General features: G+C 61.1%; 13 protein-coding genes. 11 read left to right on the plus strand and 2 right to left on the minus strand.

Annotated features, from left to right (window positions below):
- Positions 1–127: 127 nt before the first annotated feature.
- The 3 genes from ACW9IB_RS05165 (at position 128) to ACW9IB_RS05175 (ending at position 5,987) form a co-directional block, all read left to right on the plus strand.
- Positions 128–1,906, plus strand: a complete 1,779-nt coding sequence (locus ACW9IB_RS05165; RefSeq protein WP_457412681.1) for a DUF1302 domain-containing protein — start codon at positions 128–130, stop codon at positions 1,904–1,906.
- Positions 1,907–1,933: 27 nt separating this feature from the next.
- A complete protein-coding gene (locus ACW9IB_RS05170; protein ID WP_457412608.1) occupies positions 1,934–3,292 on the plus strand; it encodes a DUF1329 domain-containing protein in 1,359 nt (452 codons plus the stop codon).
- Positions 3,293–3,482: 190 nt separating this feature from the next.
- On the plus strand, positions 3,483–5,987 hold the full coding sequence (locus ACW9IB_RS05175) for a LuxR C-terminal-related transcriptional regulator (protein ID WP_457412610.1): 2,505 nt from the start codon (positions 3,483–3,485) through the stop codon (positions 5,985–5,987).
- A 4-nt stretch (positions 5,988–5,991) separates the two neighbouring features.
- On the opposite strand, the gene ACW9IB_RS05180 is transcribed toward ACW9IB_RS05175, so the two are convergent.
- Positions 5,992–6,870 (minus strand): helix-turn-helix domain-containing protein, encoded by an 879-nt coding sequence (locus ACW9IB_RS05180; RefSeq protein ID WP_457412611.1) that lies wholly within the window; start codon positions 6,868–6,870, stop codon positions 5,992–5,994.
- Positions 6,871–7,008: 138 nt separating this feature from the next.
- Between ACW9IB_RS05180 and ACW9IB_RS05185 the strand changes: the two genes are divergently transcribed.
- Complete coding sequence (locus tag ACW9IB_RS05185; protein ID WP_457412612.1) at positions 7,009–7,911, plus strand: DMT family transporter; 903 nt, start codon at positions 7,009–7,011, stop codon at positions 7,909–7,911.
- A gap of 255 nt (positions 7,912–8,166) precedes the next feature.
- Here ACW9IB_RS05185 and norR read toward each other — a convergent pair whose 3' ends face one another.
- Positions 8,167–9,711: a nitric oxide reductase transcriptional regulator NorR gene (gene norR, locus ACW9IB_RS05190; RefSeq protein ID WP_457412614.1), complete on the minus strand. Its 1,545-nt coding sequence runs from the start codon at positions 9,709–9,711 to the stop codon at positions 8,167–8,169.
- A 146-nt stretch (positions 9,712–9,857) separates the two neighbouring features.
- Between norR and hmpA the strand changes: the two genes are divergently transcribed.
- From hmpA to cyoE, 7 genes are all read left to right on the plus strand, one after another.
- Positions 9,858–11,039 carry an NO-inducible flavohemoprotein gene (gene hmpA / locus ACW9IB_RS05195; protein ID WP_457365851.1) on the plus strand — a complete coding sequence of 394 codons (1,182 nt, stop codon included), beginning with the start codon at positions 9,858–9,860 and terminating at the stop codon, positions 11,037–11,039.
- A gap of 196 nt (positions 11,040–11,235) precedes the next feature.
- Positions 11,236–11,742 (plus strand): disulfide bond formation protein B, encoded by a 507-nt coding sequence (locus ACW9IB_RS05200; RefSeq protein ID WP_457365850.1) that lies wholly within the window; start codon positions 11,236–11,238, stop codon positions 11,740–11,742.
- A 793-nt stretch (positions 11,743–12,535) separates the two neighbouring features.
- Positions 12,536–13,477, plus strand: coding sequence for a ubiquinol oxidase subunit II (gene cyoA, locus ACW9IB_RS05205; RefSeq protein WP_457412616.1), 942 nt, complete (start codon positions 12,536–12,538; stop codon positions 13,475–13,477).
- A 3-nt stretch (positions 13,478–13,480) separates the two neighbouring features.
- Positions 13,481–15,499, plus strand: coding sequence for a cytochrome o ubiquinol oxidase subunit I (gene cyoB / locus ACW9IB_RS05210; protein ID WP_457365848.1), 2,019 nt, complete (start codon positions 13,481–13,483; stop codon positions 15,497–15,499).
- A gap of 3 nt (positions 15,500–15,502) precedes the next feature.
- A complete protein-coding gene (locus ACW9IB_RS05215; RefSeq protein ID WP_058426759.1) occupies positions 15,503–16,129 on the plus strand; it encodes a cytochrome o ubiquinol oxidase subunit III in 627 nt (208 codons plus the stop codon).
- The gene (cyoD, locus tag ACW9IB_RS05220) at positions 16,129–16,470 is read left to right on the plus strand and encodes a cytochrome o ubiquinol oxidase subunit IV (RefSeq protein WP_457365847.1); all 342 of its coding nucleotides are present in this window, start codon (positions 16,129–16,131) and stop codon (positions 16,468–16,470) included. Before ACW9IB_RS05215 ends, cyoD begins: the two co-directional genes overlap by 1 nt.
- Before the next feature lie 11 nt (positions 16,471–16,481).
- Positions 16,482–17,369 carry a heme o synthase gene (cyoE, locus tag ACW9IB_RS05225; RefSeq protein ID WP_457412617.1) on the plus strand — a complete coding sequence of 296 codons (888 nt, stop codon included), beginning with the start codon at positions 16,482–16,484 and terminating at the stop codon, positions 17,367–17,369.
- Positions 17,370–17,395 lie beyond the last annotated feature (26 nt).

The raw sequence follows: 17,395 nt of genomic DNA on the forward strand, positions 1-17,395 counted from the left end.
CAGAGCCCGGGTCATCCTTTCGAGCGACAACACGAATACCTCCTTGGTGCGCTTATCGCCCCTGATGGCCGGCAGTAGGGTGGGACCTTCTGTCACTCACCGGGGAAGACGCATGACAAAAACAACAATGCGCGCCATCTTCACGCCACAGGCGCTGGCTGCTGCCGTCGCACTGGGCTGCTGTGTCCAGGCACAGGCTGTTTCGTTCAACATAGGCGATGAGATCGAAGGGCAATTCGACTCTTCGCTGTCGGTCGGCGCCAGTTGGGGCATGCGCGATGCCGACAGTAAACTGGTGGGCACGCCCAATGGCGGCACCGGCCAGGCATCCACCGGGGATGACGGGCGACTGAACTTCAAGAAGGGCGAGACCTTTTCCAAGATCTTCAAGGGTATCCACGACCTGGAGCTCAAGTACCGGGACAGCGGTGTATTTGTGCGCGGCAAGTACTGGTACGACTTCGAGCTGCAGGACGAAGACCGCGAATTCAAGCCGATCAGCAACCACCACCGTGACGAAGGCGCGCGTTCATCCGGCTATGAATTGCTCGATGCGTTCGTCTACCACAACTACTCCATCGCCGACCTGCCGGGCAACGTGCGTGTGGGCAAGCAGGTGGTGAGCTGGGGCGAAAGCACCTTCATCGGCAACTCCATCAACAGCATCAACCCGATCGACGTTTCGGCATTCCGTCGCCCGGGTGCGGAGATCAAGGAAGGGCTGATTCCGGTCAACATGCTGTTCGCCTCGCAAAGCCTCACCAACCAACTGACTGTGGAAGGCTTCTACCAACTCAATTGGCAGAACACCGTGGTGGACAACTGCGGCACCTTCTTCGGCAATGACGTGGTCGCCCATGGTTGCAACAGCAACTACACGGTCGGCAACCCGGCGATTGCGCCGTTGCAGCCCCTGGCCGCGGCGTTCGGGCAAGGTTTCCAAGTGACCAACGAAGGCGTGGTGGTACAGCGCGGGCGAGACCGTGAAGCCCGTGACGGTGGCCAGTTCGGTGCTGCCTTGCGCTGGCTCGGGGACGACACCGAGTACGGCCTGTACTTCATGAACTATCACAGTCGTACACCGACGGTAGGCACCACCACCGCCGGCCAAAGCACCCTTACCGCCCTGAACAGCATCCTCCCGCTGGCCCCGGCGGCCTTCCGCTCGGGTCTGGCCCAGAGCATCATGCTTGGCCGTGGCCAGTACTACCTCGATTACCCGGAAGACATCCGTCTGTACGGTGCCAGTTTCTCCACCACCTTGCCCACCGGTACGGCCTGGACCGGCGAAATCAGCTACCGGCCCAACGCGCCGGTGCAGCTCAACACCACCGACCTGACCCTGGCCCTGGCCCTGGTCAACCCGATCGCGGGTGGCACCGCCTCACCGATCCGCACGGCGCCGGGTGCCGACAACGCCGGTTACCGCCGCAAGGAAATCACCCAGATTCAAAGCAGCATGACGCAGTTCTTCGACCAGGTCCTGGGGGCCGAGCGCCTGACCTTGGTTGGTGAAGCGGCCATCGTGCATGTTGGCGGACTGGAGGCCAAATCCAGGCTGCGCTACGGGCGTGATTCGGTGTACGGCGCCTACGGTTTTCAAGGGGATACCGGCGGCTTCGTCACCGCTACTTCCTGGGGTTACCGCGCCCGGGCGATCCTGGACTACAACAACGTGTTCGCCGGGATCAACCTCAAGCCCAACCTGTCCTGGTCCCACGACGTGAACGGCTACGGCCCCAACGGCCTGTTCAACCAGGGCGCCAAGGCCATCAGCGTCGGCGTGGATGCGGACTACCGCAACACCTACACCGCCAGCCTCAGCTACACCGACTTCTTTGGCGGCGACTACAACACCCTGACCGATCGCGACTTCCTCGCCCTCAGCTTCGGCGTGAACTTCTGATCCGGCTTAAATCAAGGATAAGCACCTATGCGTAAGATGATTGCGGTGATGGCCCTCAGTCTCCTGGCAACCCATGTGATGGCCGCTGTGTCACCGGAAGAAGCCGCCAGGCTCGGCACGACCCTGACCCCCATCGGCGCCGAAAAAGCCGGTAATGCCGACGGCTCCATCCCGGCCTGGACCGGTGGCATCCCCAAAAATGCCGGCGCGGTGGACAGCAAGGGTTTCCTCGCCGACCCGTTCGCCAATGAAAAACCGCTGTTCGTGATCACTGCGGCCACGGTCGACAAATACAAGGACAAGCTTTCCGACGGCCAGGTGGCGATGTTCAAGCGCTACCCCGAGACCTACAAGATCCCGGTGTACCCGACCCACCGCACGGTCAACCTGCCGCCGGAGATCTACGAGTCGATCAAGCGCAGCGCGCTGAACGTCAAGGCGATCAACGACGGCAATGGTCTGGATAATTTCACTGGCAACCGCTACTACGCGTTCCCGATTCCGAAGAACGGTGTGGAAGTGCTTTGGAATCACATCACCCGTTATCACGGCGGCAACCTGCGCCGCATCATTACCCAGGCTACGCCGCAGACCAATGGCAGCTACACGCCGATCCGCTTCGAAGAGGAAGTGGCGGTGCCGCAACTGATCCCGGACATGGACCCGGCCAAGGGTGCCAACGTGCTGACCTTCTTCAAGCAGTCGGTCACCGCCCCGGCGCGCCTGGCCGGTAACGTGCTGCTGGTGCACGAGACCCTCGACCAGGTGAAGGAGCCGCGCCTGGCCTGGGTCTACAACGCCGGTCAGCGTCGCGTGCGCCGTGCGCCTCAAGTGGCCTACGACGGTCCGGGCACCGCCGCCGACGGCCTGCGCACCTCCGACAACTTCGACATGTTCTCTGGCGCACCGGATCGCTATGACTGGAAGCTGGTGGGCAAGAAAGAAATGTACATCCCTTACAACAGCTACAAGCTCGATCAGCCGACGCTCAAGTACGACGACATCATCAAGGCTGGCCATATCAACCAGGATCTCACTCGCTATGAGTTGCACCGCGTGTGGGAAGTGGTCGGCACGGTCAAGCCGAGCGAACGGCATATCTACGCCAAGCGCCACATGTACATCGACGAAGACAGCTGGCAGGTGGCGCTGGTGGACCATTACGACGGTCGCGGCCAGCTGTGGCGCGTCGCCGAAGGCCATGCGCAGTTCTACTACAACCACCAGACCCCGGCTTATACCGTGGAAACCCTGTACGACATCATCGCCGGGCGCTACATCGCCCTGGGCATGAAAAACGAAGAAAAGAGCAGTTTCGTGTTCGGCTTCGATGCCAAGGCGGCGGACTACACGCCGGCTGCGCTGAGGGCTTCGGGCGTTCGATAACCGCGCTGTGAAATGCAGTGCCGATGTGGGGCTTGTGTGGGAGCGAGCAAGCCCGCTCCCACATCGGGTTGTGGATACCTTGAATTTTATGGCCGGCAATCACCCTGCTGAATACTTCTTCAACAACCGCCGACCCCAGGACTAGGGTAGGCGTCAGGTTGCAAAAACAATAAAAAAGCAGGATGCAGCAATGACCGCCATGACTCGCTGCCTGGACCGTCCTGGCTTCATGCCGAGGTTGTCCGCCCACCATCTGCTGCGCCCCCGACTGGCCGAGCCGCTGCTCGCGGCACCGGCCCGCGTGAAGCTGCTGTGCGCGCCGGCCGGCAGTGGCAAAAGTGCGCTACTCGCCGAATGCGCGTTGCAGGCGCCGACGGGGTGCCAGGTGCATTGGCTGGCGTTGAACGGCATGCCGCTCAGCCCCGTGGAGGTATGCCAGCGCCTGGCACAAACCCTGGGGCTGGCGTTTATCGATGAGGCTACGCTGCTGCTGGACTTGAGCCGCTGGCAAGCGCCGGCGTGGTTGTTTCTCGATGATTTCTGTCGCCTGCCCGCGCCGCAGACCGACGCTTTGCTCGACCGTTTGCTCACCGCCAGCAGCCCGGTGCTGACCTGGTGGTTGGGCGCTCGACGCCGCCCGTTGTGCAATTGGCCACGGCTGCTGCTCGACGATGAGCTGCTGGAGTGTGGGGCGGAGCTGGCGTTCAACCCGGTGGAGATCCAGCACCTGCTCAGCCAGGCGCCCGGGCACAGCGTCGACAGCGTGCAGCAGTTCAGCGCCGGCTGGTGCGCTGGCGTGCGCATCGCCTTGCTCGGCGACGGCCACCCGCAACGAACCCTGCTCGACTACCTGCAGCACGAGCTGTTCAGCGCCTTGCCTCCTGAACTGGCCGAAGCCTGGCGGGTGCTCGCGCAGTTGCCGCGTTTCAACACCGGGCTGTGCGAGCACTTGTTCGGTTTCGGCGAGGGTGATCAGTACCTCAAGGCCCTGCAGGCCCTTGGCGCGTTTATCCAGCCGTGGGAAGACACGGACTGGTTGCAGGTTTTCCCGCCGCTGGCGCAGTTGATGCGCGATGAGCCCTGGCCGGCCAAGCGCTCCTGGCATCGGCGCGCTTGCCAGTGGTTCACCGCCGGGCAGGATTGGCAGGCGGCCTTTGAGCAGGCGTTGCAGGCCGAAGAATACGAAATGGCCGTGAGCTTGTTGCAGCATTTCAGTTTTGAAGACCTGTTCCGTCCGCACAACGCCGCGCTGCTATTGACCTTGCATGAGCAGCATGGCGACGAGTTGATGCTCGGCTCGGCGCAGCTGGTGGGGCTGGTCACGGCGGCGTTGCTGTTTGCCGGGCGTTTCGACCAGGCAGCGCTGTGCATTGATCAATTGGCACGCTTCGCACCGCAACCGACGCCTGTGCAACAACGGCACTTGCTGGCGCGCTGGCAGGCGCAGTGGGGCTGGTTACTGCATTTGGGGGGCGATGCCGAGCGGTCCCGGGAGCATTTTCTCGAAGCCTTGCAAGCCTTGCCCGACAGTGCCTGGACGTCGCGCTTGATGTGCCTGTCGGGTCTGACCCAGCAAGCCCTGCTGCGGGGCGAGCTGGACGTGGCCCAGGCCTTGAGCCGTGAGGCGCTGTGCCTGGCGCGGGCACACAATTCATTGCTGCTGGAAGCCTTGCTCGAGCTGGACCACGCGCAGTTGCTGGAACAGCGCGGTGCGCCGTATCGCGCGCAGAGCCTGCTGGAAAATGTCCAGGCGATGCTGGCGCGGCAGCGGCTCAAGAGCGGCCCTTTGGTCGGGCGTATCGCCCTGCGACGCGGTCACCTGGCGTTGCGCCAGGGCCAGGACAGTCTGGCCGGCGAATGCTTCAACGCTGGTTTGGTGATGTGCCTGCACAGTCAGGACAAGCGCGTGCTTTACGGGTTTCTGGGGCTGGCGCTGCTGGCGGCCAACCGTGGCGACTACGCCCAGGCCTTTTTCCAGTTGCGCGAAGCCGAGCGGCTGATGCAGCAGCGGCAAGTGCCGGACGCGGTGTACCGTGCGGTGCTGCTGTTGGTCAGTGGGCATTTCTGGTTGCAGCAGGGCCGTGCCGAACTGACAGCACAAGCCTTGCGCCGCGTGCTGCGCCATTTCCGTGGGCCCCAGGCGCGGCAGGCGCCGCCGGCCACGCTGGAGCTGATCCCGCGTCTGGAATACCTGCTGGTGCTGGCGGAGGTGAAGCTGGGCTGCGCCGAGCAACCCGTGGCTCGCCTTCGGGCTTTGCTGGAAGCCACCCGGCAGCGCGGCATGCTTTGCCTGGAAACCGAACTGCACCTGGTGCTGGGGGAGGTGACCTGGCAATTGGGCGACCCGGCGCTGGCACGTCGTTCATTGCAAACGGGGCTGGAGCTGGCCGGGCGTTGCCAGGTGCAGCAGGCGATTCGTGAGCTGCGTTTGCGCCAGCCGGGGCTGTTGAGCGAGTTGGGTCTTGAACCGCAGGCCGCCTCGGGTGCGGGTGGGGACGGCTTGCTGAGCCAACGTGAGTTGGAGGTGCTGCAGTTGATTGCCCTGGGTAACTCCAACCTGCAAATCGCCGACCGGTTGTTTATTTCGCTGCACACGGTCAAGACCCACGCGCGACGTATCCACAGCAAGCTCGGGGTGGAGCGGCGTACCCAGGCGGTAGCCAAGGCCAAGACCCTGGGGTTGATGAGCGGGTAAGAGGTCAGGCGCCGCCGAACGCCTGGCGGTATTCGCCGGGCGTCGCGCCCATGGTCTGGCGAAAGCGGTGGGTGAAGTGGCTGGCGCTGGAGAACCCGCACATCAGGGCGATTTCACCCACAGGTAAGCCGCCGCTGCGCAACAGCGACCGAGCGCGGGTCAGCCGCCGTGCCAACAGATACTGGTGAGGCGGCAGGCCGAAGCTTTGGCGGAACATCCGCGCAAAATGGTATTCCGACAGTGCGCACAGCGCCGCCAGTTGCCCGAGGCTGAGGGCTGCGTCCAGGTGCTGGTCGATGTACTCCACCAGCCATCGCCGCTGGTACGGCGCCAGCCCGCCCTTGACCCGCAGTCCCTCGCGGGCGCCGACCTGGTTGAGCAAGGTATGGCTGATCAATTCATGGGCGAGGCTGCTGGTAAGCAAGCGTTCGGCGGGCTCGTGCCAGTTAAGTGCGATCAATTGGCGAAAGCGTTGGGCCTGATGGGCGTCCTCGAGAAACGTGCTTTCCCGCAACTGCAATTCGCGGGGCTCGCGGTCGAGCAGGGTGACGCAGCCGAGGGCGAATTGTTCCGGGCTGAAATACAGGTGGGCCAGGCGGATGTCGCCGTTGATCACCCAGCCCGACTGATGCTCGGCGGGCAGGATGCACTGTTTGTCGGGACCGCCCTTGGTGCCTGGCTGGCCACGCCGGAACGTGCCGGTGCCGCCACTGATGTAGCACGACAGCGTGTGATGGCTCGGCGCCTGGTAATCCTGGGCGTCGTGATGGTTGCTCCACAAGGCCGCCGACAAGCCGTCACCGAGCTCGGCGCAGGCTTCGAGGCGTGCGTTGGGCGAGCGGTTAAGGGCTTGAAAGACTTGCAGGGATTGCAGTTCAGGCATGGTGGTTATTCTCCGACGCTTTGCATCCTACTCCGCGCGGGCGGGGCTGTGCTGCCGTTGGCCGACAAAAGCGCAAGAATCTGCAAGCGCGGCTTTTGAGGCGGATGTGACACTGGGGCTCAATCACCGGAGCCCGCCATGAACCTTTCCCTGTATTTACTCACTGTGCTGATCTGGGGCACCACCTGGATCGCCCTCAAGTGGCAGTTGGGTGTGGTGGCGATTCCCGTGTCGATCGTGTATCGCTTTGGCCTGGCGGCGCTGGTGCTGTTCGCCTTGCTGCTGGTCAGCCGCAAGCTGCAGGTGATGAACCGGCGCGGGCACCTGATCTGCCTGGCCCAGGGGCTCTGCCTGTTTTGCGTCAACTTCATGTGCTTTCTGACCGCCAGTCAGTGGATCCCCAGCGGGCTGGTGGCGGTGGTGTTTTCCACGGCCACGTTGTGGAACGCGCTGAATGCACGGGTGTTCTTTGGCCAGCGGGTGGCGCGTAACGTGTTGCTCGGCGGCGGCCTCGGCTTGCTGGGGTTGGGCTGCCTGTTCTGGCCGGAACTGGCCGGGCATGCCGCCAGCCCGCAAACCTTGCTTGGCCTGGGCTTGGCGCTGCTCGGCACCCTGTGTTTTTCCGCCGGCAACATGCTGTCGAGCTTGCAGCAGAAGGCCGGGCTAAAGCCGTTGACCACCAACGCCTGGGGCATGGCCTATGGTTCGGCGATGCTGGCGACCTACTGCGTGCTGCGCGGGATTCCCTTCGAGATGGAGTGGAGCGCGCGGTATGTCGGCGCCCTGGCGTACCTGGTGATCCCGGGTTCGGTGATTGGCTTTACCGCCTATTTGACGCTGGTCGGGCGCATGGGGCCGGAACGCGCCGCGTACTGCACCGTACTGTTCCCGGTGGTGGCGCTGAATGTGTCGGCGTTTGCCGAGGGCTACCAATGGACGGCCCCGGCATTGGTGGGGTTGGTGCTGGTGATGCTGGGCAATGTGCTGGTGTTTCGCAAGCCCAGGGCCGCAAACCCTGTTTTAGAGGCGAAGGCAATCTAGTCTTGGCATAGCTAACAGAGACGCTGCCTGACCCACCGCTTTCGCAGCCTCGCCGGGGCTCGACAGCTCCCACAGGGAATTGGCGGTGACTGGTGGAACTCTGTCAGTAGGGCCATCGCGCCGAACGCTTTCTCGCCAACAACAGCGCTCCAATGTGGGAGCTGGCTTGCCTGCGATTGCAGCGTGCCAGCCAACTCATCGCTCACTGAATCACCGCTATCGCAGGCAAGCCCGCATTTGACCGGGTTGATCGGGTTATTTAAGGCCCAGGCGCTTGGCCATTCGACCCAGGTTGGCGCGGTCCAGGCCCAGCTCGCGGGCGGCGCTGGCCCAGTTGTGCTGATGGCGTTCCAGGCAGGCCGTGATCACCTGGCGCTGGTAGTGCTCGGTGGCCTGGCGCAGGTCGCCGGTGGCAAGGGGCGGCGCATCGGTGGGTTCTTCGATGAGCGGCGCGCTGACGTCGGGCAGGTCCAGGTCGAGGGCGTTGAGGCTCAAGATCTTCGGCCGCTCCTGGCAGTTGCCCAGGGCCTTGAGGGCGCTGCGGCCGATCAAATGTTCCAGCTCCCGCACGTTACCCGGCCAGTTGTAGGCCAGCAGCGCCGCCTGGGCATCGCTGGTCAGGCGCAGGCTGCCCAGCCCCATGCGCGAGCGGTTCTGCTCAAGGAAGAATCCCGCCAGCAGCAAGACGTCCCGCCCGCGTTCACGCAGCGCCGGCACTTGCAGCGGGTACACGCTCAGGCGGTGGTAGAAGTCGGCACGATAACGGCCATTGCGCACTTCCAGGGCAAGGTCGCGGTTGGTGGCGGCGATCAGGCGCACGTCCACTTGATGTTCCTTGTCCGAGCCCAGGCGCTGCAACTGGCCACTTTGCAGGACGCGCAACAGCTTGGCCTGTACGGTCAAGGACAGCTCGCCCACTTCATCCAGAAACAGCGTGCCGCCATTGGCCAGTTCGAATTTGCCCCGACGTTCGTTGAGCGCGCCGGTGAAGGCGCCGCGCACATGGCCGAACAGCTCGCTTTCCACGAGGGTTTCCGGCAGCGCGGCGCAGTTGAGGCTGATCAGCGGTTTATCCGCACGGGATGACGCGGCATGAATGGCCTGGGCCACCAGTTCTTTGCCCACGCCGGTTTCTCCAGTGATCAACACCGTGAGGTCACTGCCGCCGACCAGCTTGATCTCTTCCACCAGGCGTTTGTGGGCCTTGCTCTGGCCGATCATTTCCTTGTGCTGCTGGCCGCTGGCCTGGCGGTAGATTTCGGCGCGCTGGTGCTCGTCTTCGGCGCGCAAGGCCAGGCGCTCGATGCGTTCGGCCACGTTGACCGTGGCGGCGGCGAGGCTGGCGAAGGCTTGCAAGGCGTCGAGTTCCACGCGTTCGAAGCGCTCATTGTCGAGGGCATCGAGGGTCAGCAAGCCCCAGGGACGATCGTCGATGAACAGCGGGCAGCCCATGCAGTCGTGCACTTCCAGATGACCGTGCACACCGTCCACCAGGCCGTCATAGGGATCGGGCAATTCGCTGTCGCTGTCGAAGCGGGTAGGGCCGGGGCTGCTCAGCAGCAGGGCGAAGCGCGGGTGCTCGCTGATCTTGAAACGCCGGCCCAGGGTGTCGGCGCTCAAACCGTCCACGGCCAGGGGCACCAGCCATTCGCCGTCCAAACGCAACAGCGCGGCGGCATCGCAGGGCAGCAGGGCGCGCATGGCTTGCAGCAGGCGGCGATAGCGCTCGCCTTCGGGCAACTCGCGGGACAGGTCGGCGACCAGGGGCAGCAGCGTGGTGAGCAGCGATTGTGCAGTCATAATGACTCCTTGTAGTCCTTGTGACTATACGGTGTAGGAAGTCATACTGACTACAAAATAATTAAGCCATTGAAAAATAACGATTTATAAGTTGGCATGAATACTGAGTAGTAAAGGCAAACAGTAAAGCAGCCCAGGAGGCTCCCATGCTTAGTGCCCAAGACCGTGCCATCGTCAAATCCACCGTGCCCCTGCTTGAAAGCGGCGGCGAAGCGCTGATCACCCATTTCTACCGCATGATGCTTTCCGAGTACCCCGAGGTTCGCCCGCTGTTCAACCAGGCCCACCAGGCCAGCGGCGACCAGCCCCGTGCGCTGGCCAATGGCGTGCTGATGTATGCGCGGCATATCGACCAGTTGGACCAGCTCGGCGACCTGGTGGCCAAGATCATCAACAAGCATGTGGCGTTGCAGATTCTGCCGGAGCATTACCCCATCGTCGGCGCCTGCCTGCTGCGGGCGATTTCCGAAGTGCTCGGCAGTGAAATCGCCACCCCGGAGGTGATGAGCGCCTGGGGGGCGGCCTACGGCCAGCTCGCCGATATCCTGATTGGCGCGGAAGCGGCGATCTATGACGAGAAAGCCCAGGCTCCTGGCGGCTGGCGCGGTGCGCGGCCCTTCATCGTGGTCAAGCGCGTGGTGGAGAGTGACGAAATCATCTCGTTCTACTTCGCCCCGGTGGACGACGGTCCGATTCTCTCGGCTGCACCAGGCCAGTACATCGGCATGAAGCTGGTGCTGGACGGTGAAGAAGTGCGCCGCAACTACTCCCTGTCGGCCCTGAGCGATACCGGTCTGTACCGCATCAGCGTCAAGCGCGAAGCGGGCGGGCGCGTGTCCAACTACTTGCATGACCAGATGCATGTCGGTGCCCGGATCGACCTGTTCCCGCCTTCGGGCGAGTTCACCCTGGCGGCCAGCGACAAACCCCTGGTGTTGATCAGCGGCGGCGTGGGCATCACGCCCACATTGCCGATGCTCGAAGCGGCCCTGGCCACCACACGGCCCATTCACTTCATTCATTGCGCGCGCAATGGCGGGGTGCATGCGTTCCGTGACTGGGTCGACGCCCTGGCGGCCGAAAACCCGCAGCTCAAGCGCTTCTACTGCTATGCCGAGGACGATGGCGTGAGCCCGCCGGCGGACAAGGTTGGCCTGCTGAGCCTGGAGCAACTGGCGGCGTGGTTGCCCGAGCAGCGTGACCTCGACGCCTATTTCCTGGGGCCCAAGGGTTTCATGGCGGCCATGAAGCGTCACCTCAAGGCGTTGGGCGTGCCAGAGCGGCAGGCGCGTTATGAGTTCTTTGGTCCGGCGTCGGCGCTGGAATAGTTTTTTTCCTCACATGTGGGGCCGGGCCTGCTGTGGTGAGCAGGCTTGTCCTGCGCTGGGGCGCGAAGCGGCCCCGCCAAACTCCCCCCATATTGACCGCGATTAATCTCCCGTTAACCCCCCTCTGTTTAAACGACACTCTGTGTGTACACTGGCCGCCATCGGCAAAACCATAATCAGGCAAAGGGAAACGGGGATGAGTGACGAATTGCGTTTGGGCAGGGAGCGGCGCTTTCTGGTGTTGTTGGGCATCATCTGCCTGGCGCTGATCGGCGGGGCGCTGTACATGCAAGTGGTGTTGGGCGAGGCGCCGTGCCCGCTGTGCATCCTGCAACGCTATGCCTTGCTGCTGATCGCGATCTTCGCATTCATTGGCGCAGCCATGCGCAGCAAAGGCGCGATCACCCTGTTCGAGGGGCTGGTGGTGCTGAGCGCACTCGGCGGCGTGGCGGCGGCGGGTCACCATGTGTACACCCAGTATTTCCCCAAGGTCAGTTGCGGCATCGATGTGTTGCAGCCGATCGTCGATGACCTGCCCCTGGCCAAGGTGTTCCCCCTGGGCTTCCAGGTCGACGGTTTCTGCGACACCCCGTACCCGCCGATCCTGGGCCTGTCCCTCGCCCAATGGGCATTGGTAGCGTTTGTGCTGACGGTCATCCTGGTGCCGTTGGGTATCTATCGGAATCGTCAACGCCACGCCTGAACCGGTCATGGAAAACGCCCCGTCCTTAATAGAGTGAAGGACGGGGCGTTTTTGTTCGTAGGGAATTGTGAAAGGGGTGTGACGGGGAGCAATTTCAGGTGTGCGCAGTGTGCGACATGTTGTCACACGGATGCTGTCGCAGGACGTTTCCGACTCGATCGACGGCGGCATAAATTTGCGTCAACCGCTCGAATTGTGCTGTCAGTTCGTCGTTCGCGCGCCGCTATGGCGCTGGCGGCGCGCGTGGCATTCGGTGATGTCTGAATGCCTTGTTTTCTGGGGGCTTGGATCCGTTTGCGATGCCCTTACGCGGCGTAAGGACAGCGTCGATTTACCCAATAGCACGGCAATTTTTGTGGTTTTTGTTGAGAATCGAACGCGATAAGATCGCGAACCTTTGCAATATTGGTGAAGGATTATTGCTGTAATCGATAAAAATTATTTCTTTATAAGACATGGTTTATACATCGCCAGCTCACTACAATCGCCCGCACTGAATGTCCGGTGCTGTTCAATATTTGAGCATCGGAGCGGTCGAGGGGCAGATGGAAGGCTCCGTGCGACCCCAAGGTTCCGGCAGCCTTTCAACTATCCGCACCAAATGGAATTGGTCTGTAACAAGGCCTTTAACCACGAAATCGAATAAGAACTCACCGCAGGCTCGTGAAACGCATGGTTATGACGTGACGGGCAGGCTCTTATTCAATCGAAGAGAAATGCCAACCCTTGGCAGGGTGAAGTGTTGGCGATCAAAACCCAACTGCATTGCGCAAGCTGCTTTAGAGGTCGTGAGATGAGTAAAAACAGGTACCCCCGATTACTAGGCTTTTTGCCGCTGCTCGGCATGCTGTTAATGCTGGGAGGCTGCAAGTGGACCTTGATGGACCCAAAAGGACAGATCGGTCTGGATCAACGAAACCTGATCATCACCGCTACTCTGCTGATGCTGCTGGTCGTGGTTCCTGTGATCATCATGACCTTCGCCTTCGCCTGGAAATACCGCGCGTCGAACACCAGCGCCACCTACGCGCCCAAGTGGTCGCACTCCACCAAGATTGAAGTCGCGGTGTGGCTGGTACCGGTCCTCATCATCATCGCCCTGGGTTACATCACCTATAAGTCGACCCACGAGCTGGACCCCTACCGTCCGCTGGAATCCGACGTCAAGCCGATCAACATCGAAGTGGTCGCGCTGGACTGGAAATGGCTGTTCATCTACCCGGACCAGGGTATCGCCACGGTCAACGAGATCAAGTTCCCAGAGAACACCCCGCTTAACTTCCGGATCACCTCCGACGCCGTGATGAACTCGTTCTTCATCCCGGCCCTGGGCGGTCAGATCTACGCGATGGCAGGCATGCAGACTCGCCTGCACCTGATCGCCAACGAAAAAGCTGAAATGGAAGGCATCTCCGCCAACTACAGCGGCGCTGGCTTCACCGGCATGAAATTCAAAGCGATCTCGACGAGCCAGGACGATTTCAACGCCTGGGTAGCCGAAGTCAAGGCCGCACCTAAACAGCTTGATCAAGCTGAATACGATGCCCTGACCAAACCAAGCCAGAACAACCCAGTCGCCCTGTACTCCACGTACGAGCCGAACCTGTTTCAGAAAATCGTCGACAAGTACGAAGGTATGAAGCCAGGCAAGCCGGTCAAGCACGAGAAGAAAGAAGTGGCCGCGGTTGAAGGTTCTGAAACGGGCGCGCATTCAACTGCTGGGGCAGAGGAGTAAACGATGTTTGGTAAATTAAGTTGGGATGCGGTCCCGTTCCACGAGCCGATCGTAATGGTGACTATCGCCATGATCGCGCTGGGTGGTCTGGCGCTCGTAGCAGGTATCACCTATTTCAAGAAATGGTCCTACCTGTGGACCGAGTGGCTGACGTCGGTCGACCACAAGAAAATCGGCGTCATGTACGTCATCGTTGCCATGGTCATGCTGCTGCGTGGTTTTGCCGACGCCATCATGATGCGTACCCAGTTGGCCATGGCCACCGAGGGTTCGCCTGGCTACCTGCCTCCTGAACACTATGACCAGATCTTCACCGCCCACGGTGTGATCATGATCATCTTCATGGCGATGCCATTCTTCACCGGCTTGATGAACCTTGCCTTGCCGCTGCAGATCGGTGCCCGTGACGTTGCCTATCCGTTCCTGAACTCCCTGAGCTTCTGGCTGCTGGTTTCCGGCGTTGTGCTGATCAACGTTTCCCTGGGCGTCGGCGAATTCGCCAAGACCGGCTGGGTTGCGTATCCGCCATTGTCGGGCCTGCAATACAGTCCGGGCGTGGGTGTGGACTACTACATCTGGGCGCTACAGCTATCAGGGCTCGGGACGACGCTGACGGGGGTCAACTTCCTGGCCACCGTCCTGAAAATGCGCGCCCCTGGCATGAAACTGATGGACATGCCGATCTTCACCTGGACCTGCACCTGGGCAAACGTCCTGATCGTGGCTTCGTTCCCGATCCTGGCCGCTACCATGGCGTTGCTGTCGCTTGACCGTTATCTGGATTTCCACATTTTCACCAACGAACTTGGTGGCAATCCAATGATGTACGTGAACCTGTTCTGGGCATGGGGTCACCCTGAGGTGTACATCCTGATCCTGCCAGCGTTCGGTATCTTCTCCGAAGTGATCTCGACCTTTACCGGCAAGCGCCTGTTCGGTCACCACTCGATGATCTACGCATCGGGCGCCATCTCCGTACTGGGCTTCATGGTTTGGCTGCACCACTTCTTCACCATGGGTTCGGGTGCCAGCGTCAACGCCTTCTTCGGCCTGGCGACGATGCTGATTTCCATCCCGACGGGGGTGAAGCTGTTCAACTGGCTGTTCACCATCTACCACGGTCGTCTGCGCTTCACCAGCCATGTGCTGTGGACCCTGGGCTTCATGGTGACCTTCGCCATCGGCGGCATGACCGGCGTACTGCTGGCCGTTCCGGGTGCTGACTTCGTGCTGCACAACAGCCTGTTCGTGATCGCGCACTTCCATAACGTGATCATCGGTGGTGCTGTATTCGGTTACATCGCAGGTTTCGCGTTCTACTTCCCGAAAGCGTTCGGCTTCAAACTGCACGAAGGCTGGGGCAAGGCTGCATTCTGGTTCTGGATCTCGGGCTTCTTCGTCGCGTTCATGCCGCTCTATGCACTGGGCTTCATGGGCATGACCCGTCGTCTGAACGCCACGACCAACCCTGAGTGGGTACCGTACCTGTACGTTGCCATGTTCGGTGCGGTGATGATCGCGGTAGGTATCGCCTGCCAGCTGATCCAGCTGTACGTGAGTATCCGTGACCGCAAGCAGAACGCGTGCGACTCCGGCGACCCATGGAATGGCCACACCCTGGAATGGTCGACTTCGTCGCCACCGCCGTTCTACAACTTCGCCGTGATCCCGACTGCGAACACCGTCGATGCGTTCACCGAAGCCAAGGAAGACGGTACTGCGTACCAGAAGCCGAAGCACTACGAACCGATCCACATGCCAAACAACACCGCCACTGGCGTGGTGATGGGCGGCCTGCTGACCGTATTCGGTTTCGCGATGATCTGGCACATCTGGTGGCTGGCCATCGTGAGCCTGGTGGGCACTATCGGTTACTTCATCATTCACGCTGCCCGTGATGATCAAGGCTACATGGTGCCGGTCGAAACGATCGAGCGCATCGAAGCCGAGCAGCACGCTCGCCTGGTAGCCGAGAAGAAGATTCCGGCCAACCGTGTAGAAACCTCGTTGGAACAGGCTTAAACCATGTCGAACTTAGTGACCAATGCTGGACACGCCCATGTCGATGACCATGGGCACGATGACCATCACCACGACTCGGGGCCAATGACCGTTTTCGGTTTCTGGCTCTACCTGATGACCGACTGCATCCTGTTTGCGTCGATCTTCGCGGTGTACGCGGTACTGGTAAACAACGTAGCGGGTGGCCCGTCGGGCCACGACATCTTCGAACTGCCTTACGTGCTCGGCGAAACCGCCTTGCTGTTGTTCAGTTCGATCACTTACGGCTTCGCCATGTTGGCCTTCTACAAAGGCAACAAGAAAGGCGTTCTGAGCTGGTTGGCACTGACCTTCCTGTTCGGCCTGGGCTTCATCGGCATGGAGATCAACGAGTTCCACCTGCTGATCTCCGAAGGCTATGGCCCGCACCGTAGCGGCTTCCTGTCGGCGTTCTTCACGCTGGTAGGCACCCACGGTCTGCACGTTTCGGCTGGCCTGCTGTGGATGGCGGTGATGATGTATCAGGTCAATAAGCACGGCCTGACCAACACCAACAAGACTCGCCTGACCTGCCTGAGCCTGTTCTGGCACTTCCTGGACGTGGTCTGGATCTGCGTATTCACCGTCGTTTACTTGATGGGGACTCTGTAATGGCTAATGCACACTCCCATGACCATGACAGCCATGATGCAAGCCACGGCAGCGTTAAGTCCTACGCTATCGGCTTCATCCTGTCGGTCATCCTGACGCTCATCCCGTTTGGTCTGGTGATGTACCCGACCCTGCCAAAGTCGATCACTTTGATGATCGTGCTGGCATTCGCGGTGATTCAGGTTCTGGTTCACCTGGTGTACTTCCTGCACCTGGATCGTTCCAAGGAACAGCGCGATAACGTGGTTGCCTTCGTGTTCGCAGGGATCGTAATCGTGCTGCTGGTTGGTCTGTCGATATGGATCATGTTCAGCATCCACACCTACATGATGGCGAAGTGAGGTAAGACCCGATGTCGCTTAAGCACTTTATCCAAATCACCAAACCGGGGATCATTTTCGGTAACGTGCTTTCTGTGGCAGGCGGCTTCTTCCTGGCCTCCAAGGGACATGTCGATCTGGCCATTTTCCTGGCCGCGATGATCGGCACGTCCCTGGTGGTAGCTTCCGGTTGCGTGTTCAACAACTGCATCGACCGCGACATCGACTTCAAGATGGAGCGCACCAAGAATCGGGTGCTGGTCCAGGGCCTCATCTCCCTGAAGCTGGCGCTGATCTACGCGACCGTTCTGGGCGTTGCCGGCGTGGCGTTGTTGTACCAGGTGGCCAACCCGCTGGCGGCGCTGTTTGCCGTGATCGGCTTTGTCATCTACGTCGGCCTCTACAGCCTGTACCTCAAGCGCAAGTCGGTTCACGGCACGCTGGTGGGCAGTCTGTCGGGGGCGATGCCGCCGGTGATTGGTTACGTGGCCGTGACCAATAGCTTCGACATGGCCGCGCTGACGCTACTGGTGATGTTCAGCCTGTGGCAGATGCCGCACTCTTATGCCATTGCGATCTTCCGCTTCAATGACTACCTGGCTGCCTCGATTCCGGTTCTGCCGGTCAAGCGTGGTATCCGCGTGGCCAAGAAACACATCCTGCTCTACATCCTGGCCTTCCTCGTGGCGACCTTGATGTTGACCTTCAGTGGCTACGCCGGCATGAGCTACCTCGCCGTTGCCGCCGCCATGGGCATGTACTGGCTGTACATGGCCTGGACCGGCTACAAGGCGGTGGACGACACCGTCTGGGCGCGCAAGCTGTTCGTGTTCTCGATCTTCACCATCACCGCGCTGAGCGTGATGATGTCGTTGGATTTCCAGGTGCCCAAGGAGCTGTTGCTGACCTACGCACACTGAGTGATGACGCAGTGAAAGAGCCCCGC

The organism is Pseudomonas sp. SDO524_S393 (assembly GCF_054071875.1).